Genomic DNA, 19543 nt, shown 5'->3' with positions numbered 1-19543 from the left:
ACCGGTTGGACCTCGGATGCTTCTATGTCGCTCTTTTCCTTCGTTGTGGAAAGATAAACGGAAGCGGACAGATCGTTCAACAATATGGAACGATCTCCTGGTCGCCGCTGCTTGCCTTTACCGAGCCCGGTCTTTTATGGTCGGTGCCCAACATGGAGATTCCGATGGCAGATCTTTCCGCATTTCCGATCACCACGCGCTGGCCGGCGAAAAATCCCGACATCATCCAGCTCTATTCGCTGCAGACGCCGAACGGGGTGAAGGTTTCCGTCGCCCTCGAAGAACTCGGTCTCGCCTACGAGCCGCATTATGTTTCCTTCGCCGCCAACGAGCAGAAGTCGCCGGAATTCGAATCTCTCAACCCGAACGGCCGCATCCCGGCGATCATCGATCCGAATGGCCCGGACGGGAAGCCGATCGGCCTTTTCGAATCCGGCGCCATCCTGCTTTATCTCGCGGAAAAAACCGGCAAGCTCATCCCTGCCGATGCTGCCGGCCGCTACGAAACCATCCAATGGGTGTTTTTCCAGATGGCGGGCATCGGTCCGATGTTCGGCCAGTTCGGGCATTTCTACAAATTCGCCGCCGACAAGGTCGCCAACAATTCCTACCCGGTGGAGCGTTATCGCGACGAGTCCAAACGTCTGCTCGGCGTGCTCGAAGACCGGCTGAAGGGCCGCCAGTGGATCATGGGCGATCTCTATACGATCGCCGACATCACCACCTTCACCTGGGTTCGCGGCGCCGATATCTTCTATGGCGGCCGCGAGGTTCTGGAATATGCGAAATTCCCCGCCGTCTCGGATTGGCTGGAGCGCTGCATCGCCCGTCCGGCAAGTGCGAAGGGCCTCAACATACCCGTCAAGCCGGAATAACGGAGAGGCCGACCGGAAATGCCGAAGGCCGCCCTTGAGAGCGGCCTTTTCTTTGCGCTGGCGGTTTTTATCGGCGGCTTGTGATCTGCCTTGCGCCTTCAAGCTTGAAGCGCGGGAAGATGAAGACGCCGGACATGCTGCCGCTGTATTTCTCTTCGAGCCCGTTCGACTCGCCCATGCAGAACAGCGGCTGGCGGAAGCCATTCGGCATGATGATCGTCGTCGAAAAACAGAAGGAGGAATTGAGCGTCGCCGCCTGTTCGAACAGCTCCAATATGTGGCTGCGGTCTTTGGTATCGTAGCAGCGGATCAGGCTTAACAGCCCGCATTCTTGTGCGGAGAGGCCATGCAGCATGCCGCTCCATTCGCCGAGGCGGAGCATGCCACTCGACAAATCTCCGATCCAGCTTTCGGAGATGGAAAACTGCGCCAGCATCTCGTGATTTTGATTGGTGTCCTCAAGCGAGCCGGGCATCAGGGGCAGGGCTGCATTGGCTTTGGCGATCTTAAACAAGGCGTTCTCCCGTTCGCATGCGGCTTCTCCGCCGCACGTTCGGCAAACACAAAGAAACAGGATCATGTCGCTGCGGACATGATGTCCGCCCATCCGGCAATCGCCACCGCGTTCACGGCCTCCGGAAGCGGAGCCGTTGAAGCCGAACATTCGCGTATCGCCGTTTCGCGCTCCGACCTCGTCTATTAGCGAAAAATTATCGCCGGGCGCACTTTAATTGCAGCGCGGATTTATAGGAGCTTTTGGCCAAACGGCAACGGCTTTTTAAGGGGTATTCGGATCGGGATCATTTCTCGTGAGGCCGCGCTTCCGGGACATTTCAGGAGAATCGGCGGTGGAGGATCATCTTCGAGGGCATTGGAAGCGTTTTCACCTGATGCGGAGGCCGGAAACGGCACGGCAACGCCGCGATCTCGCACCGATGTCGGCATACTGCAAAGGTGCAGCGACGCAAGCTTCACGCAAGCTTCGGCCCGGGGGCGGGCAATAGACGGCTGGTTAGATGGGTTGATCAGCTGAATCGGGCGTGCCGCGTGGTCGAATCGCCGCTGCATCATTCCTGAAATCGGAAGCGGCTGAAAAGACATCGGCGGTGCCGTAAGGGAAACGAAAAGGGCGACCCGAGGGCCGCCCTTCCTGTTCCGGATGCCGGAATGGTGTCAGTGCAGGCTTTCGCCTATCACATCATGTCCATACCGCCAGTTCAGCGCGTTTGACGCGCTGAACCATCTTAGATGATGGGCGGTTTCATGAACGATGCTGTGAAAGGCCGTTGGCCTATCACATCATGTCCATACCGCCCATGCCGCCCATGCCGCCCGGCATAGCCGGAGCGTCCTTCTTCGGCAGCTCGGCGATCATGGCTTCGGTGGTGATCAGCAGCGATGCAACGGAAGCTGCATCCTGCAGGGCGGTGCGAACGACCTTGACCGGGTCGATGATGCCCATGCCGATCATGTCGCCATATTCGCCGGTCTGGGCGTTGTAACCCCAGTTGTCCTGATCCTTGTCGAGGATCTTGCCGATGACGATCGAAGCTTCGTCGCCAGCGTTTTCAGCGATCTGGCGAGCCGGAGCCTGCAGAGCACGGCGAACGATGTTGATGCCGGCTTCCTGGTCGTCGTTGATACCCTTGGAGGTGATCTTGACGGAAGAACGCAGCAGGGCAACGCCGCCGCCCGGTACGATGCCTTCCTGAACGGCAGCGCGCGTCGCGTTGAGAGCGTCGTCGATGCGATCCTTCTTTTCCTTCACTTCGACTTCCGTCGAGCCGCCGACGCGGATGACGGCAACGCCGCCGGCGAGCTTGGCAAGACGTTCCTGCAGCTTCTCGCGGTCGTAGTCGGAGGTGGTTTCTTCGATCTGCGCCTTGATCTGGGCAACACGGCCTTCGATGTCGGACTTGGCGCCCGAACCGTCGACGATCGTGGTGTTTTCCTTGGAGATCGACACCTTCTTGGCACGGCCAAGCATGTCGAGCGTGACGGATTCGAGCTTGATGCCGAGGTCTTCGGAGATGACGGTGCCGCCGGTCAGGATGGCGATGTCTTCGAGCATGGCCTTGCGGCGGTCGCCGAAGCCAGGCGCCTTGACGGCAGCGATCTTCAGGCCGCCGCGCAGCTTGTTGACGACGAGCGTTGCAAGAGCTTCGCCTTCGACGTCTTCAGCGATGATAAGGAGCGGCTTGCCGGTCTGGACGACGGCTTCGAGAACCGGCAGCATCGACTGCAGGTTCGACAGCTTCTTCTCGTGGAGCAGAATGAAGACGTCTTCGAGGTCGGCGATCATCTTTTCCGGGTTGGTCACGAAGTAGGGGCTGAGGTAGCCGCGGTCGAACTGCATGCCTTCGACGACTTCGAGTTCGGTTTCGGCGGTCTTGGCTTCTTCAACGGTGATGACGCCTTCGTTGCCGACCTTCTGCATGGCCTCGGCAATGTCGAGACCGACCTGACGTTCGCCATTGGCGGAGATCGTGCCGACCTGGGCGACTTCTTCCGAGGTGTTGATCTTCTTGGCCTTGGCCTGGAGATCCTTGACGACTTCGGCGACGGCGAGATCGATGCCGCGCTTCAGGTCCATCGGGTTCATGCCGGCAGCAACGGCCTTGGCGCCTTCGCGAACGATCGCCTGGGCAAGAACGGTTGCGGTCGTGGTGCCGTCGCCGGCAATGTCGTTGGTCTTCGAAGCAACTTCGCGGACCATCTGGGCGCCCATGTTTTCGAACTTGTCTTCGAGTTCGATTTCCTTGGCGACGGAAACGCCGTCCTTGGTGATGCGCGGTGCGCCGAAGGACTTGTCGATGATGACGTTACGACCCTTCGGGCCGAGCGTGACCTTGACTGCATCGGCGAGAATGTCGACGCCGCGCAGCATCTTTTCGCGCGCGGTGCGGCCAAACTTGATTTCTTTAGCTGCCATGTTTGTGACTCCTGAATTCGAGTTGTTCGGGCAAAAGGCCCGTCAGCCATTTCGGGAAAGCAGGTCGGCCGATCAGCCGATGATGCCCATGATGTCGGCTTCCTTCATGATCAGAAGGTCTTCGCCGTTGATCTTGACTTCGGTGCCGGACCACTTGCCGAACAGAACGCGGTCGCCAGCCTTGACGTCGAGTGCAACGACCTTGCCGGACTCGTCACGAGCGCCGGAACCGACGGCGACGATTTCGCCTTCCTGCGGCTTTTCCTTGGCGGTATCGGGAATGATGATGCCGCCCTTGGTCTTTTCTTCGGACTCGACGCGACGAACGACGACGCGGTCGTGAAGCGGACGGAAATTGGTGCTTGCCATTGTCTAATCCCTCGATCGAATGACATTCGCGGACCGGAGCGGCCCACATGGATAGGTGTTAGCACTCCCTTGCGGTGAGTGCTAGCGACGAGCATTTAGGGATGGCTCCGAAAGGAGTCAATGAGAGCAATCACGAATTTTTGTGCCGGAATTGTGAAGAGACCGGAGAATAGTCGGAGATTGCAGGCGAAACCATGGCGCGACCGGGCTTTGCCGAAGTCCGTCCGCCCTTGACGATCTGCCGCTTCGGGATGGGGTCGGCAAAACCTTTTGCCCATCCGCGCCGTCGGATTGCCGGTCGCGATCTTCGCATTGGCCCGGCAGCGAAGAAAATGCCTTGCCATCGCCTTGCGCCTTTGCAATGTCACCGTGACCAAAGCAAATCGGGAAATCGGAATGGCCAAGCGGATAGAAAACTTCTCTAACATAACAGGTCACTATGATGTGGTGCTCTGCGATGTCTGGGGCGTCGTTCATAATGGCGTCGATCCGTTTCCGAAGGCGGCTGCCGCCCTTGAAGCGGCCCGCGCAAGCGGCGCCGCCGTCGTCCTCATCACCAATTCGCCGCGCCTTTCCTGGCAGGTGGTCGAGCAGTTGCGCCAGATCGGCGTTCCCGACAGCGCCTATGACCGGATCGTTACCTCGGGCGACGTCACGCGCCGGCTGATCTCCGAAGGGCCGAAGACGGTCTTTCTGCTCGGCCCCGAGCGCGACAAAGCGCTACTTGAAGGCATTGGCGTCGAGCGCCGGCCGGCGGGCGAAGCGCAATCGCTGGTCTGCACCGGCTTTTTCGACGACGAGACGGAGAAGCCGGAGGATTACACCGACATGCTTCTTGAGTTCAAAGCCCGCGACGTGCCGATGATCTGCGCCAATCCCGACCTCATCGTCGAGCGCGGCCATCGCATGATCCCCTGCGCCGGCGCCATGGCCGCCTATTACGAGCAGCTTGGCGGCAGCACCCGCATCGCCGGCAAGCCGCACCAGCCGATCTACGAGGCGACGCTGGCCGCTGCCCGCGAGCTTCGCGGCGATTTCCCGGTCGAGCGCGTGCTGGCAATCGGCGACGGCATGCCGACCGATGTGCGCGGCGCCTTGAATTACGGCCTCGACCTTCTCTACATCAGCGGCGGTATCCACGCCAAGGAATACACCTTGAACGGCGAGACCGACGAGGCGATCCTCCACGCCTATCTCGAACGGGAAAACGCCGCGCCGAAGTGGTGGATGCCCCGCCTTGCATGAAGAGAAGCCAGCCGATGACCGTCTTCCACCGCAATGAAACCCGCGAACCCTTGCCCGCCCATCTGAAGGGCGGCGTCATTGCCATCGGCAATTTCGACGGTGTGCATCGCGGCCATCAGTCGGTGCTCAATCGCGCGCTCGAAATCTCCAAGGCCCGCGGTATCCCCGCTTTGGTACTGACCTTCGAGCCGCATCCGCGCACGGTCTTCCGGCCGCAGACGCCGGTCTTCCGCCTGACGCCGGCGCCGCTGAAGGCCCGCATCCTGGAAGCGCTGGGGTTCAGCGCCGTCATCGAATATCCCTTCGACTACGAATTCTCGCAGCGCTCGGCCGATGATTTCATCCATTCGATCCTGAAAGATTGGCTCGGCGCCTCCGAAGTCGTCACCGGCTTCGATTTCCATTTCGGCCGCGGCCGCGAGGGCGGCCCCGCCTTCCTGATGAATGCCGGCCATACCTACGGCTTCGGCGTCACCCTGATCGATGCCTTTCGCGATGAAAACGCCGATGTTGTCTCGTCGAGCCATATCCGCGCGCTGCTGAAGGAGGGCAATGTCAGCGAAGTCGCCGGCATGCTCGGTTACCGTTATACGGTCGAAGCCGAGGTAATCGACGGCGAAAAGCTCGGCCGGCAGCTCGGTTTCCCCACAGCCAATATGCGCCTGCCACCCGAGGTCGATCTTGCCGCCGGCATCTATGCCGTCCGTTTCCGCCTCGAAGACGGCACGCTCCACGATGCCGTCGCCAGTTACGGCCGCCGCCCGACGGTGACGGAAAATGGCGCACCGCTGCTCGAAACCTATCTTTTCGATTTCAGCGGTGATCTCTACGGCCAGCTCTGCTCCGTCTCCTTCTTCGGCTATCTCAGACCCGAACTGAAATTCGACGGCCTCGATCCGCTCGTCGCCCAGATCAAGCGCGACGAAGAAGAGGCGAGGGCGCTGCTTGCGGGCGTCAAGCCGCTCAGTGCGCTTGATGGGGAACTGTGCTTTTCCTGAGGTCGCCTTGAGCGCGGCTGTCGCTGGGGCACCGGCGATTCCAGCCGCTGATGCCGACTGCAGGCCGCGAATTCTTCTCTTCCTTTTCCCGGCAAAAACGCCTATGAACCGGCGCGATGATGAAATTTTGGCTGGCAATGACGATGCGAATTATCGGCCCGGCCTTCCGCGCGCGCTAAGCGGCCGGAAGGTCCGGGTTTTTGGCGCTTGGATACGAGCGCTGCCGTCACCAGCTATTTCACGCCCGTTGCGCCCTTCCTGGGCTGCCAGAAAACGATTGTCAGACATGACCGACACAGCCGAAAAGATCGACTATTCGAAGACCCTCTATTTGCCCGAGACCGATTTCCCCATGCGCGCCGGCCTGCCGCAGAAGGAGCCCGAACTCGTCAAGCGCTGGCAGGAGATGGGTCTCTACAAGAAGCTGCGCGCTTCTGCCGCCGGCCGCGAGAAGTTCGTCCTTCACGACGGCCCGCCCTATGCCAATGGCAACATCCATATCGGCCACGCGCTGAACAAGATCCTCAAGGACGTCATCAACCGCTCATTCCAGATGCGCGGCTACGACGCCAATTACGTGCCTGGCTGGGATTGCCACGGCCTGCCGATCGAATGGAAGATCGAGGAGAAGTACCGCGAGAAGGGCAAGAACAAGGACGAGGTCCCGGTCAACGAATTCCGCCGGGAATGCCGTGAGTTCGCCACCGGCTGGATCAAGGTCCAGGCGGAAGAGTTCAAGCGTCTCGGCATCGAGGGCGACTTCGACAATCCCTATACGACGATGAATTTCCACGCGGAATCGCGCATCGCCGGCGAGCTTCTGAAGATCGCCGCGAGCGGCCAACTCTATCGCGGTTCCAAGCCGATCATGTGGTCGGTCGTCGAGCGCACGGCGCTGGCCGAGGCCGAGGTCGAATACCAGGATTATGAGAGCGACACGATCTGGGTGAAATTCCCGGTCGTCGAAGGCCCGGCCGCGCTCAAGGACGCGTTCGTGGTCATCTGGACGACCACGCCCTGGACGATCCCCGGCAACCGCGCGGTCTCCTTTTCCGCGCGCGTCTCTTATGGCCTTTACGAAGTGACGGCCGCCGAGAACGACTTTGGTCCGCGTCCCGGCGAAAGGCTGATCTTTGCCGATAAGCTGGCCGAAGAATCCTTCGCCAAGGCCAAGTTGCAGTACAAGCGCTTGAGCGATGTCTCTGCGGCCGACTTCGCAGCGATGTCCTGCGCCCATCCCTTCAAGGGTCTCGACGGCGGCTATGAATTCCATGTGCCGCTACTCGATGGCGATCACGTCACCGACGATGCCGGCACCGGCTTCGTGCACACCGCACCCAGCCACGGCCGCGAGGACTTCGATGCCTGGATGTCGGCTGTCCGCACGCTCGAGGCGCGCGGCATCGAGACCAAGATCCCGTTCCCGGTCGACGATGGCGGCTTCTACACATCGGATGCCCCCGGCTTCGAAGGCGCCCGCGTCATCGACGACAACGGCAAGAAGGGCGATGCCAATGACCGCGTCATCAAGGAGCTGATCGCCCGCGGCGCGCTCTTTGCCCGCGGCCGGCTGAAGCACCAGTATCCGCATTCCTGGCGTTCGAAGAAGCCGGTGATCTTCCGCAACACACCGCAATGGTTCGTCTATATGGACAAGACCCTTGCCGACGGCACGACGCTGCGGTCGCGCGCGCTGAGCGCGATCGACGACACCCGTTTCGTGCCCGCCGCCGGCCAGAACCGCCTGCGCGCCATGATCGAAGGTCGCCCGGACTGGGTGCTCTCGCGTCAGCGCGCCTGGGGCGTGCCGATCGCCGTCTTTGCCGACGAGCATGGCGAGGTCCTGGTCGATGACGCCGTCAACGCCCGCATCCTCGAAGCCTTCGAACATGAGGGCGCCGACGCCTGGTTTGCCGAAGGCGCCAAGGAACGCTTCCTCGGCAATGACCACGACCATTCCCGCTGGAAGCAGGTCATGGATATCCTCGACGTCTGGTTCGATTCCGGCTCGACGCACACCTTCACGCTCGAGGACCGCCCGGACCTGAAGTGGCCGGCCGACCTTTATCTCGAAGGTTCCGACCAGCATCGCGGCTGGTTCCATTCGTCGCTCTTGGAATCGGCCGCCACCCGCGGCCGTGCGCCTTACAACGCCGTCCTCACCCATGGTTTCACCATGGACGAGAAGGGCGAGAAGATGTCGAAGTCGAAGGGCAACGTCACCGCACCCCAGGAAGTGATGAAGGATGCCGGCGCCGATATCCTGCGCCTCTGGGTGATGACCTCGGATTATGCCGACGACCTGCGCGTCGGCAAGACGATCATCCAGACCAATGTCGACGCCTATCGCAAGCTGCGCAACACCATCCGCTGGATGCTCGGCACGCTCGCCCACGACAAGGGCGAGGAGATCGCGCTCGCCGATCTGCCGGAGCTGGAGCAGCTGATGCTGCATCGGCTTGCCGAACTCGACGAGCTGGTGCGCGAGAACTATGACAGCTTCGACTTCAAGAAGATCGCCCGGGCGCTGATCGATTTCGCCAATGTCGAGCTTTCGGCCTTCTATTTCGATGTCCGCAAGGATGCGCTTTATTGCGACGCGCCGTCGAGCCTGCGCCGGCGCGCCAGCCTGCATGTCATCCGGCAGATCTTCGATTGCATGGTGACCTGGCTCGCTCCGATGCTGCCCTTCACCACCGAGGAGGCCTGGCTGTCGCGCAACCCGTCCGCCGTTTCAGTGCATCTGGAGCAGTTTGCCCCGGTCGCCAAGGAATGGCGCAACGATGCCCTGGCCGAGAAGTGGAAGAAGATCCGCGCGGTGCGTTCGGTTGTGACCGGCGCGCTGGAAATCGAGCGCAAGGACAAGCGCATCGGCTCCTCGCTGGAAGCGGCTCCCGTCGTCCACATCGCCGATCCGGACCTGTTGAAGGCGCTCGAAGGCCAGGACTTCACCGAAGTATGCATCACCTCGGCGATCGAGATCAAGACCGGCGAAGGCCCGGCGGATGCCTTCCGCCTTGCCGAGGTGCCTGAGGTCAGCGTCGTGCCGAAGCTGGCCGAGGGTGAAAAATGCGCCCGCTCCTGGCGCATCACCCGGGATGTCGGTTCCGATCCTGAATATCCCGATGTCTCGGCCCGCGACGCCGCCGCCCTTCGCGAACTCGCCGCGCTCGCGTGAAGAATATTACCGGGTGAATTGCGCTTTCGCGGTTCATCCGGTAAAAGCTGCCTGAAAATGGCCGGATTTTTGCGTCAGGGGGACGGTTGTCCGGTTGGGCGACGATTGCACCGGGGTGGAAGGGTTTTCATGTTAACATCGCATTGGTTCCGTATGGGCGCCTGCCTGTCTGTCGTCATGGCGGGATGCTCGATGGTGTCCGGTTGCGCCAGCAGCCCGACCTACGGCACCGACAAGACCGCCATGGAACAGCTGACCGACGATCTCGGCCAGTCCGTGTCGTTGACCGGACCGGACCCGAAGAACAAGGGCGTCAAGTACACGCCGCGTCCGACGCTGGTGCTGCCGGCCGAGGCGCAGAAGGAAAGCCTGGTTGCGCCGCAGCCGACGGTCGCCAACAAGGACAATCCGCAATGGCTTGAATCGCCGGAGGAGACCCGCGCCCGCCTCGTTTCCGAGGCCGACGCGAACTCGGACAATCCGAATTACCGCTCGCCTCTCGCCAGCTCGGCGATCGAAGGCGGCCGGCGCACGACGGAAGCCCAGACCAAGGCCTATCGTGAAGCCCGCGCCCTGCAGAAGGGCTCCTATGTCGATCAGCGCCGCTATATATCCGATCCGCCGCCCGGTTACCGCACTGTCGACGATCCGGCAAAGCTCGATGATCTCGGCGAGCCAGAGCTCAAGAAGCAGAAGAAGCGCAAGAAGGATGCAGCGGTCGCCAACACCGGCAAGCAGTGGTGGAACCTCCTGCAATAGCTTTTTCGGCGCCGACAGGAATGACGGCGCCGCGCACAGACGCCGCTGATTACGGCGCCTCTCTCCGTTGCGAAAAGAATCTCCGCAAGATCTCGGCCGATTGCACCTCGTTGAAGCCGGAATAGACCTCCGGGGCGTGGTGGCAGGTCGGCTGCACATAGAATCGCACGCCATTGTCGACGGCGCCGCCCTTCGGATCCTCGGCGCCGTAATAGAGCCTGCGGATACGCGCAAACGAGATGGCTGCCGCGCACATGGTGCAAGGCTCGAGCGTCACATAGAGATCGGCGCCGACAAGACGTTCCTGCCCAAGCGCTTCGCAGGCGAGCCGGATTGCGGCGATTTCGGCATGCGCGGTCACGTCATTGAGCTCGCGCGTGCGGTTTCCCGAGCGTGACACGGCAATGTCGTCGACAACGACGACGGCGCCGATCGGTACCTCGCCGCGTTCTCCGGCGGCGCGCGCTTCTTCAAGCGCCATCTCCATGAAACGATTTGTCTTCACGATCGCACGAATTTCCACTTAACCGCAGATGCGTGACCTGATAGACAGGCCCAAAAGGCAGGCAAACAACAAATGACACCCAAAGACAAGCCAAAACGCCCGGGCGCAAAGCCGTTTTCACGGGACACCGAGCCGAAGACCGGCGCCAAGCCGGGCGGTGGCAAGCCGGCAAAGGCGGCGATCGCCGCCGAGGCCGATGGCGAGGCCAAGGCCGAACGCATTTCCAAGGTGATGGCGCGCGCCGGCGTCGCCTCCCGCCGCGACATCGAACGCATGATCATGGAAGGCCGGGTAACGCTGAACGGCAGGGTTCTCGAAACCCCCGTCGTCAACGTCACGCTCGCCGACCGCATCGAGGTCGACGGCGTGCCGATCCGCGGCATCGAGCGCACCAGGCTCTGGCTCTATCATAAGCCGGCTGGCCTCGTGACCACCAATGCCGATCCGGAAGGCCGGCCGACCGTCTTCGACAACCTGCCGGAAGAATTGCCGCGCGTCATGTCGATCGGCCGTCTCGACATCAATACCGAAGGCCTGCTCTTGCTGACCAATGACGGCGGTCTTGCCCGCGCGCTGGAACTGCCGGCGACCGGCTGGTTGCGGCGCTACCGCGTCCGCGCCCATGGCGAGATCGATCAGGACGCGCTCGACAAGCTGAAGGACGGCATCGCCGTCGACGGTGTGCTCTATGGCTCGATCGAGGCGACGCTCGACCGCACCCAAGGCTCGAACGTCTGGATCACCATGGGCCTTCGCGAAGGCAAGAACCGCGAAATCAAGAACGTGCTCGGCGCGCTCGGCCTCGACGTCAACCGCCTGATCCGTATTTCCTATGGCCCGTTCCAGCTCGGCGACTTGCCGGAAGGCCATGTCGTCGAAGTGCGCGGCCGCACGCTGCGCGACCAGCTCGGCCCGCGGCTCATCGAAGAAGCCAAGGCGAATTTCGACGCGCCGATCTACAATGCGCCAGCTGTCGCTGCCGAGGAAGAGGCAGAGCCTGCAGTGCCGGAAAAGCGCGAGCGACCGCGCCGCGACGAGGACAAGCGCGAACGGGCGCTGAGCCGCCTCGACACCAAGCGCGACGACCGCCACGGCGGTGGGCGCAGGGATGACGATCGCCGCGACAGCGGCCGCAGGGACGACGACAAGCCGAAGCGTCCCCAGCCGCTCGGCCAGCGCCGCAGCGCCAATGTCTGGATGGCGCCGGGCGCCCGGCCGCTCGGCGAAAAGGCCGCGGCAAAAGCCGCCAAGAATGCACAAACGGCGCGCAAGCGCGGCGAGCAGGCGCCGGCAAAGAACGCTTTCGACCGCATCGAGGACCGCCCGCGCACGCAGGTGAACCGTGTGCGCGAAGAGGATGGCGAATGGATCCGTTCGAGCGAGCAGCCCCGCCGCAAGGATGAGGCTGAAGGTTCCGGCCGCAAGCGTTCCTTCGGGGACCGCCCCGCCCGTGAAGATCGCGGTTTTGGCGACCGCCCGGCGCGCGGCGAGCGCCGCCCGCGCGAAGCGGGTGACGAACGTCCGCGCACCAGAAGCTCCGCCGGCGAAGGCCGCTCGGAGCGTCCGCGCGGCGACCGGCCTTTCGGTGACCGTCCCTCGCGTGGGGATCGCCCCTTCGGCGACAAACCGCGCGGTGATCGCAGGCCGCGTGCCGACGGCGACGAGCGTCCTCGGGCTGCCAGAGCCTCCACCGGTGAGGCCCGTTCTGAGCGTCCGCGCGGCGAGCGGCCCTTCGGTGACCGTCCCTCGCGTGGCGATCGTCCCTTCGGCGACAAGCCACGTGGGGATCGCAAGCCGCGTGCGGATAGTGACGAACGTCCGCGGGCAGCCAGAAGCTTTGCCGGCGAGGGCCGCTCGGAGCGTCCGCGCGGTGAAAGATCGTTTGGCGACAAGCCGTCGAGTGCCAGGCCTTCGGGTGACAAGCCGCGCGGCAAGGGTTTTGCCGGCAAGCCCGGCGGGGCCAAGAATTTTTCCGGCAAGCCGAAAGGCGCCAAGTCGAGCAGTGACAGGCCGGGCGGCGACAGGCCTGCGGGCGGGCCGTCCAAAGGTGGTGCGAGAGGAAAGGGAATGACGCGCGGTGCGGATCGTCGGCGGTGAGTTTCGCGGACGGCCTCTCGCCGTGCCAAAATCCAACGATATCCGGCCGACTGCCGACCGGACGCGCGAGAGCCTGTTCAATATATTGAGCCATGCCTATCCGGAATGTGTCGACGGCACCCGGATCCTCGACCTTTTTGCCGGAACCGGCGCTGTCGGCCTCGAAGCCGTTTCGCGCGGCTGTCGCCACGCGCTCTTCGTCGAAAACAGCGTCGAGGGCCGGGCGTTGCTCTGGGAGAACATCGATGCGCTCGGCCTGCACGGCCGCACCCGCATCCTGCGCCGGGATGCGACCGATCTCGGCAGCGTCGGCAATCTCGAGCCCTTCGACATGCTCTTTGCCGACCCGCCCTACGGCAAGGGGCTCGGCGAAAAGGCGATGGCGGCGGCGGCCGAGGGCGGTTGGCTGCGGCCGGGCGCGATTGCGGTGCTCGAAGAACGCGCCGATATTGTCGTTTCCGTCCACCCTTCCTATGTTTTCCTCGAAAACCGCATCTTTGGCGATACGAGGGTGCATTTCTTCCGACATCAGCCGCAATAAGCGGGGGCGGGGCGTGCAGCAGGCAGAGATCATCAGTCCGAAACTGCCTGCGATCAGCGATTTGCCGACGGTTGCGGTTGCCTTCGGCGGCGGCGGCGCGCGCGGGCTTTCCCATATCCACATCATCGAGACGCTGGATGAACTCGGTATCCGCCCGGTGGCGATATCGGGTTCCTCGATGGGCGCGATCATGGGCGCCGGCATGGCGGCCGGCATGTCCGGCGCTGAAATCCGCGAACATGCGCTGGCGACCGTCGGCAACAAGACGGCCGTCATCGCCCGCATCTGGGGCCTGAGGCCGGCGACGGTGCGCGATGCGGTGGCCAAGGGCGTCCGCATCGGCCAGTTCAATCTGGAGCGGATCCTCAAGGCCTTCCTGCCATCCGAGCTGCCGGCCCGTTTCGAGAACCTGCTGGTGCCGATGAAGGTGATCACCACCGATTATTACGGGCAGTGCGAGGTGATCATCGAACAGGGCGAGCTGTTCCCGGCGCTCGCCGCCTCTTCCGCCATTCCCGCCGTCTTCATGCCGGTGCGCCTGCGCGACCGCGTGATGATCGACGGCGGCATCAGCAATCCCGTGCCCTATGAATGCCTGATGGATCTTGCCGACATCGTCATCGGCATCGATGTCGTCGGCGCGCCGGAAGGCGATGGCACCCATATTCCGAACCGCATGGAAAGCATCTTCGGTTCCGGCCAGCTGATGATGCAGACGGCGATCACGCTGAAACTGAAGCTCCGCGCGCCGCATATCTTCCTGCGCCCGACGGTCGGCCGCACCGGCGTCATGGATTTCCTCAAGGCCCGCGAAGTCCTCGCCATGTCCGTCGGCGTCAAGGACGACCTCAAGTTCGCCCTCGACCGCGAGATCGAAGCGCGGCTAAAGCGCTAAAGTGCACTGCACGGGAACCTTTGCTTGTTTCCGGTCGACATGCATACGCGGTTCAGTGAGCATCGCTTCGGCTATGAGTTCGGCATCGTCATTGTCGATTTCGAAGAGACCAAAGCGCAATCGATAGCCCCAGCCTCCCCGGTCGCTTGTGAAAGACAGTCGGCCGAGCAACGGCCGGATCGGTGTTTCCACGGCCCGCCACCAGGCGACATCGCGCCTCCAGGGGCGGAAACCGGGGTCAACGTCCACCTGATATGCCGCCGTCTCCTCGACCACGCCAATTGCCGTGAACGCCTGCAGGCGATCCTTGCAGCCAAATGCTTCGGTCGGCGAATAATAGATCACCCGGTCGCCAGGCGCGCTTCGCTTTAGCGGTGCGGCCTTGCCATGACAGACCTGCATGAACCCGGCTTCGCGGCCGATGCGGACATGATTTGCTGATGCGACAGCGATCCAGCTGCGGGACATGTTTCAGTCCTCCGCAACGTTGTAGACGCGCAGGCGATGCCCGTCGGGGTCGGCTGCAACAAAGGTGCGGCCGAAATCCAGGTTGGTCGGCGGCAAGAGCATGGTCGCGCCCTTGACTTGCCATTCGGCGTGAAGCGTATCGACCTTATCAGCTGTCGCGACCTTGAAGCCGACATCGCAGCCGCCGCCCGTTGCAGCCGGCGCCGGCTCCACGCCCGCTCTGCCCCAGAGTCCCAGGGCCAGACCCGAAGGCAGGATGAACATGGCGAAGGTCGGGCTGAACTCAACTGGATCCTGCCCGAGCAGTTGGCCATAAAAGCCGGCGCTTTTTGGCACGTCGGCTACGAAAAGTAGAATGCTGTTGCTGTCGATCATTGGTGAGCCTCCTGTTTGGGTCAGGAGGATCGTCTACAGAGACATGCTGACAGATTCTGGCAGTAGCATTCGCCTCTGCCACCGTTCAATCCGCTCAAGCTTCGCACGTCCCGGAGTGGATTTATGCGTCCGCCGTCGCATCCGCGGTGCCCGCCAGCAGATCATCCTCGAAGGGATCGACGGCGCGCTTCGGCTTGACCAGCGGTTCGGGACGGACCGGGTGGGAAAACAGCATGTCGCGCCCGGCCTGCAGCCCTTCGGAAACCTGCAGCGCCAGGCGGGCCTCGTCGCGCTTGCGGATATCCTCGCCGATTTCGTAGGCGTCGACCTCGGAAACGCCGAGCGCCTCCAGCGTCCGCCGCCCGAAGAGCAGGCCGGATTCCAGCGTTTCACGCAGCTCGTAATCGACGCCCTTGTTGCGCAGTTCGATGGAATGGATGCGGTCGTAGGAGCGCACATAGAGCCTTGTGTGCGGATAATCCGCCTGCACCAGCTCGACCACCTTGTCGGTGACTTCCTTCTTCTGGGTGCAGACGAGCACGATCTTTGCCCGGTCGATGCCGGCCGCGCGCAGCACGTCCTTGCGGGTGCCGTCGCCGAAATAGATGCGGAAGCCGAAGGAGGAGGCCTGGCGGATGCGGTCGGCCGAAAATTCGATGACGGTGACGCTGCGTCCGCCGGCAAGCAGGATCTGGGCGGCGATCTGGCCGAAACGCGAGAAGCCGACCATCAGCACGTCGGCGCCCGCGCCCTCGAAATCCTCGTCCAGCTCCTCCCGTTCGTCGCCGTTGAGCAGCCGCTTCGAAAGCGCCGCCCCGATCGGCGTCAGCGCCATCGACAGCGTCACGATCGCGACCAGCAGCGATGCCGTGCTGGTCGACATCAGTCCGGTCGTACCCGCGGCGGTGAACAGCACGAAACCGAATTCGCCGCCCTGCGGCAGCAGGAAGGCGATGCGGATCGCATCGTCGTGTGGCGAGCCCGAGACCCGGCAGAGCCCGTAGATGATGAACGCCTTGACGGCCATGACGATCGGCACGGCGACGATGACGAAGAGCCCGTTATCGAAGAGAACGTCGAGCTGCAGCGACAGGCCGACGGCGATGAAGAAGATGGCGAGCAGCACGCCGCGGAACGGCTCGATATCCGCCTCCAACTCGTGCCGGTAGGAGGATTCGGCCAGCATCACGCCGGACAGGAAGGCGCCCATCGCCATAGAAAGTCCGGCAAGCTGCATCAGGCTCGCCGATCCCATGACGACGAAGAGCGCAGCGGCGATCATTGCCTCGCGCGCGCCGGTCCGGGCGATGATCTGAAAGAGCGGCGTCAGCAGGTAGCGCCCCGCAACGATCATCGCCGCGACCGCGCCGACGGCCACGGTGAAATCCAGGAGCGGCGCGTTGCTGCCTTTGCCACCGCCGTCGAGAATGGTGATCAGCGCCAAGAGCGGCACGATCGCCAGATCCTGGAACAGAAGCATGGAGAAGGAGCGCTGCCCGTATCGCGTATTGACGTCGCCGTCACCTTCGAGGATCTGCATGGCAAAGGCCGTCGAAGACAGCGCCAGGCCAAATCCGGCAACGATGCTGCCGCGCCAGTCGAGAACGCCTGAAAGCCACGCCAGCGCGGTCAGCGCCAGCCCGCTTACCACCACCTGCGCCGTGCCGAGGCCGAAAATGTCACGCCGCATCTGCCAGAGGCGCGAGGGTTTCAGCTCCAGTCCGATGATGAAAAGCAGGAAGACGACGCCGAGCTCGGCGACGGCGAGGATCTGTTCGCCATCGGTGATCCCGTGGAAGACAGGGCCGATGACGATGCCGGCGGCGAGATAGCCGAGCACCGTGCCGAGCCCAAGCTTCTTGAAGATCGGCGCGGCGACCACGGCTCCGCCGAGCAGCAGGATCGTTTCGGAAAAAAGGGCATTGGGCGCTGACATGCTGGCAATTTCTTTCAACGGCGGGAAGCGAGCAAGCAGCCCCGATAAAGAATCGGTGGCGGCGGCCTTGATGCATGGGAGAGTGCACAATAAATGGAAGCCGAAGGAAAGGCCAAATCATGTCCTCTGAAATTGATTCCTCGACACTTCTTTCCCGCGCAAGTCAACTGATCGATCTGGCAAGGAAGGCAGGGGCCGATGCCGCCGACGCCGTCGTCGTCCGGTCGCGCTCGCAATCGGTGAGCGTCCGCCTCGGCAACGTCGAGGGCACGGAATCTTCCGAAAGCGACGACTTTTCCCTGCGCGTCTTCATCGGCAAGCGCGTCGCCAGCGTTTCGGCCAATCCGGGCTTCGATCTCCAGGCGCTGGCCGAGCGCGCCGTCGCCATGGCCAAGGTTTCGCCGGAAGATCCCTTCGCCTGCCTGGCGGATGAGGCGAGCCTGTCGAAAGCCTATCCCGACCTGCAATTGCTCGACACCACCGAGGTCTCCTCCGAACTGCTGCGCGAGGCGGCTCTTGCCGCCGAAGCCGCAGCCCTTGCGGTCAAGGGCGTCACCAATTCCTCCGGCGCCGGTGCGTCGGCCGGCATGGGCGGCCTCGTTCTTGCCACTTCGCACGGTTTCGAGGGCAGTTACATGGCCTCGCGTTTCGGCCATTCCGTCAGCGTCATCGCCGGCGAAGGCACTGGCATGGAGCGCGACTATGATTACGACAGCCGCCTTTATTACGCCGAGCTCGACGATCCCGCCGAAATCGGCCGTCGGGCCGGCGAGCGGGTGATCAAGCGGATCAATCCGCGTCAGGTGCCGACCGGCAAAGACGTCACCGTCATCTTCGACCCGCGTGTCGCCCGCGGCTTCGTCGGCCATATCGCCGGTGCGATCAATGGTGCTGCCGTCGCCCGCAAATCGAGCTTCCTGCGCGACAGGATGGGTCAGCAGGTGTTGAAGTCAGGCCTGTCGATCACCGACGATCCCTTGATCGTGCGTGGGCCTTCCTCGCGGCCCTTCGACGGCGAGGGCGTGTCCGGCGAGCGGCTTGTCATGATCGAGGACGGCGTGTTGAAACACTGGTTCCTTTCGACCTCGACGGCGCGTGAATTGGGTCTTACGACCAACGGCCGCGGCGTGCGCGGCGGCACATCAGTCTCGCCTTCCTCCAGCAACCTTGCCTTGGAACCCGGCGACATCTCGCCGGAAGAGCTGATCCGCAGCGTCGGCAACGGTTTTTATGTCACCGAATTGATCGGCCACGGCGTCAACATGATCACCGGCGAATACAGCCGCGGCGCCACCGGCTTCTGGATCGAGAACGGCGAACTGACTTTCCCGGTTTCCGAGGTGACGATCGCCTCGAACCTCAAGGACATGTTCATGCGCCTGACGCCGGCAAACGACATCGATCGCAAGTTCGGCGTCGCGGCCCCCACCTTTGCCATCGAGGGCATGACGCTTGCAGGGCGCTAGAGCATGATGCCGAAAAGTGTGCGCGGTTTTCGGACGACATCATGCTCCAATGATAGTTCAGAAACGGATTGATCTGATGAGCGACATGGAGAAAGCCCGCTGGCAGAGCGATCTCACGCTGATCGTCGATGCTGCGAAGGAGGCGGGTGCCGTCGCTTTCGGCTTCTTCAACCAGTCTCCGGAAGTCTGGTGGAAGAATGACGACCGCTCGCCCGTCAGCGCCGCCGATTTCGCCGCCAACAAGACGCTCGAGACCATTCTGCGCAAGGCCCGGCCGGATTATGGCTGGCTGTCTGAGGAAACCGACGACGATGCCGACCGTCTCTCACGCGAGACCTTGTTCATCATCGATCCGATCGACGGCACGCGCGCCTTCCTCGGCGGCCAGAAGGTCTGGTGCGTCAGCGTCGCGGTGGTTCATCGCGGCCGGCCGGTCGCCGGCGTGCTCTATGCCCCGGCGCTCGAAGAGCTCTATGAGGCGGTCGAGGGCGGCGTGGCGCTGAAGAACGGCGTGCCCTTCACCGTCTCTGTCGCCGGCCCGGAGGAAATGAGCCGTCTAGCGATCGGCGAAGACTTGCTGAAGACCTTGCCGCCGGAGTTCCAGGAGCGGGTGACGCGGGAGAAATACATCCCCTCGCTCGCCTATCGCATTGCCATGGTGGCGGACGGTCGTCTCGAAGGCACCGTCGTCAAGGGCAATTCACATGATTGGGACCTTGCCGCCGCCGATCTGATCCTCGCCTGCGCCGGCGGCGGTCTCGTCGATCTTGAAGGCCGGGCGGTCGTCTACAACAGCGTCGAAGTCACCCACAAGGTCCTCTGTGCAGGTCCGGCGCCCCGCCTCGGCGAATTCCTCGCGGCCTTTGCAGGACGACGAGACAGTTGACGTTTCCGTCAAAATCCC

Annotated in this window: 17 protein-coding genes; 10 read left to right on the top strand and 7 right to left on the bottom strand. The window is 62.8% G+C overall.

The window, feature by feature from the left end:
• The first annotated feature begins 164 nt into the window (after positions 1-164).
• Positions 165-875 carry a glutathione S-transferase family protein gene (locus tag EEQ99_RS12915; protein WP_047614411.1) on the top strand — a complete coding sequence of 237 codons (711 nt, stop codon included), beginning with the start codon at positions 165-167 and terminating at the stop codon, positions 873-875.
• 67 nt (positions 876-942) lie between these two features.
• Here EEQ99_RS12915 and EEQ99_RS12910 read toward each other — a convergent pair whose 3' ends face one another.
• The 3 genes from EEQ99_RS12910 to groES form a co-directional block, all read right to left on the bottom strand.
• Entirely contained in the window at positions 943-1389 is a 447-nt protein-coding gene (locus EEQ99_RS12910) for a hypothetical protein (RefSeq protein ID WP_127430558.1), read from the bottom strand.
• Between the two features lie 780 nt (positions 1390-2169).
• The gene (gene groL / locus EEQ99_RS12905; RefSeq protein ID WP_008529514.1) at positions 2170-3807 is read right to left on the bottom strand and encodes a chaperonin GroEL; all 1638 of its coding nucleotides are present in this window, start codon (positions 3805-3807) and stop codon (positions 2170-2172) included.
• A gap of 72 nt (positions 3808-3879) precedes the next feature.
• Positions 3880-4176 carry a co-chaperone GroES gene (gene groES, locus EEQ99_RS12900; RefSeq protein WP_004675403.1) on the bottom strand — a complete coding sequence of 99 codons (297 nt, stop codon included), beginning with the start codon at positions 4174-4176 and terminating at the stop codon, positions 3880-3882.
• A 396-nt stretch (positions 4177-4572) separates the two neighbouring features.
• Here groES and EEQ99_RS12890 point away from each other — a divergent pair, with 396 nt between their 5' ends.
• From EEQ99_RS12890 to EEQ99_RS12875, 4 genes are all read left to right on the top strand, one after another.
• Positions 4573-5421, top strand: coding sequence for a TIGR01459 family HAD-type hydrolase (locus tag EEQ99_RS12890; RefSeq protein ID WP_047613793.1), 849 nt, complete (start codon positions 4573-4575; stop codon positions 5419-5421).
• A gap of 14 nt (positions 5422-5435) precedes the next feature.
• Positions 5436-6419 carry a bifunctional riboflavin kinase/FAD synthetase gene (locus EEQ99_RS12885; protein ID WP_127430610.1) on the top strand — a complete coding sequence of 328 codons (984 nt, stop codon included), beginning with the start codon at positions 5436-5438 and terminating at the stop codon, positions 6417-6419.
• A 286-nt stretch (positions 6420-6705) separates the two neighbouring features.
• The gene (gene ileS / locus EEQ99_RS12880; RefSeq protein WP_127430556.1) at positions 6706-9597 is read left to right on the top strand and encodes an isoleucine--tRNA ligase; all 2892 of its coding nucleotides are present in this window, start codon (positions 6706-6708) and stop codon (positions 9595-9597) included.
• A 129-nt stretch (positions 9598-9726) separates the two neighbouring features.
• A complete protein-coding gene (locus EEQ99_RS12875; RefSeq protein ID WP_063476411.1) occupies positions 9727-10356 on the top strand; it encodes a hypothetical protein in 630 nt (209 codons plus the stop codon).
• A 49-nt stretch (positions 10357-10405) separates the two neighbouring features.
• Here EEQ99_RS12875 and EEQ99_RS12870 read toward each other — a convergent pair whose 3' ends face one another.
• Entirely contained in the window at positions 10406-10843 is a 438-nt protein-coding gene (locus tag EEQ99_RS12870) for a nucleoside deaminase (protein WP_063476412.1), read from the bottom strand.
• A 90-nt stretch (positions 10844-10933) separates the two neighbouring features.
• Here EEQ99_RS12870 and EEQ99_RS12865 point away from each other — a divergent pair, with 90 nt between their 5' ends.
• The 3 genes from EEQ99_RS12865 to EEQ99_RS12855 are packed head-to-tail and all read left to right on the top strand — an operon-like array spanning position 10934 to position 14394.
• Entirely contained in the window at positions 10934-12958 is a 2025-nt protein-coding gene (locus EEQ99_RS12865) for a pseudouridine synthase (RefSeq protein WP_127430555.1), read from the top strand.
• The gene (gene rsmD, locus EEQ99_RS12860; protein ID WP_127430554.1) at positions 12939-13499 is read left to right on the top strand and encodes a 16S rRNA (guanine(966)-N(2))-methyltransferase RsmD; all 561 of its coding nucleotides are present in this window, start codon (positions 12939-12941) and stop codon (positions 13497-13499) included. The genes EEQ99_RS12865 and rsmD overlap by 20 nt, the downstream gene beginning before the upstream one ends.
• A gap of 13 nt (positions 13500-13512) precedes the next feature.
• Complete coding sequence (locus EEQ99_RS12855; RefSeq protein ID WP_047613802.1) at positions 13513-14394, top strand: patatin-like phospholipase family protein; 882 nt, start codon at positions 13513-13515, stop codon at positions 14392-14394.
• Here EEQ99_RS12855 and EEQ99_RS12850 read toward each other — a convergent pair.
• From EEQ99_RS12850 to EEQ99_RS12840, 3 genes are all read right to left on the bottom strand, one after another.
• Positions 14383-14862 (bottom strand): EVE domain-containing protein, encoded by a 480-nt coding sequence (locus tag EEQ99_RS12850; protein WP_127430553.1) that lies wholly within the window; start codon positions 14860-14862, stop codon positions 14383-14385. The two genes, EEQ99_RS12855 and EEQ99_RS12850, sit on opposite strands and share 12 nt — an antisense overlap.
• 3 nt (positions 14863-14865) lie before the next feature.
• Positions 14866-15237: a VOC family protein gene (locus EEQ99_RS12845; protein ID WP_127430552.1), complete on the bottom strand. Its 372-nt coding sequence runs from the start codon at positions 15235-15237 to the stop codon at positions 14866-14868.
• A 121-nt stretch (positions 15238-15358) separates the two neighbouring features.
• Positions 15359-17173, bottom strand: coding sequence for a monovalent cation:proton antiporter-2 (CPA2) family protein (locus EEQ99_RS12840; RefSeq protein ID WP_127430551.1), 1815 nt, complete (start codon positions 17171-17173; stop codon positions 15359-15361).
• Positions 17174-17292: 119 nt separating this feature from the next.
• Here EEQ99_RS12840 and EEQ99_RS12835 point away from each other — a divergent pair, with 119 nt between their 5' ends.
• Entirely contained in the window at positions 17293-18639 is a 1347-nt protein-coding gene (locus EEQ99_RS12835; protein WP_127430550.1) for a TldD/PmbA family protein, read from the top strand.
• 76 nt (positions 18640-18715) lie between these two features.
• Positions 18716-19525: a 3'(2'),5'-bisphosphate nucleotidase CysQ gene (locus tag EEQ99_RS12830; RefSeq protein WP_127430549.1), complete on the top strand. Its 810-nt coding sequence runs from the start codon at positions 18716-18718 to the stop codon at positions 19523-19525.
• Positions 19526-19543 lie beyond the last annotated feature (18 nt).

The organism is Rhizobium anhuiense (assembly GCF_003985145.1).
Classification (GTDB): domain Bacteria; phylum Pseudomonadota; class Alphaproteobacteria; order Rhizobiales; family Rhizobiaceae; genus Rhizobium; species Rhizobium anhuiense.
Note: the sequence above shows the minus strand (reverse complement) of the source record. Positions and strands in the feature narration are given on the sequence as shown.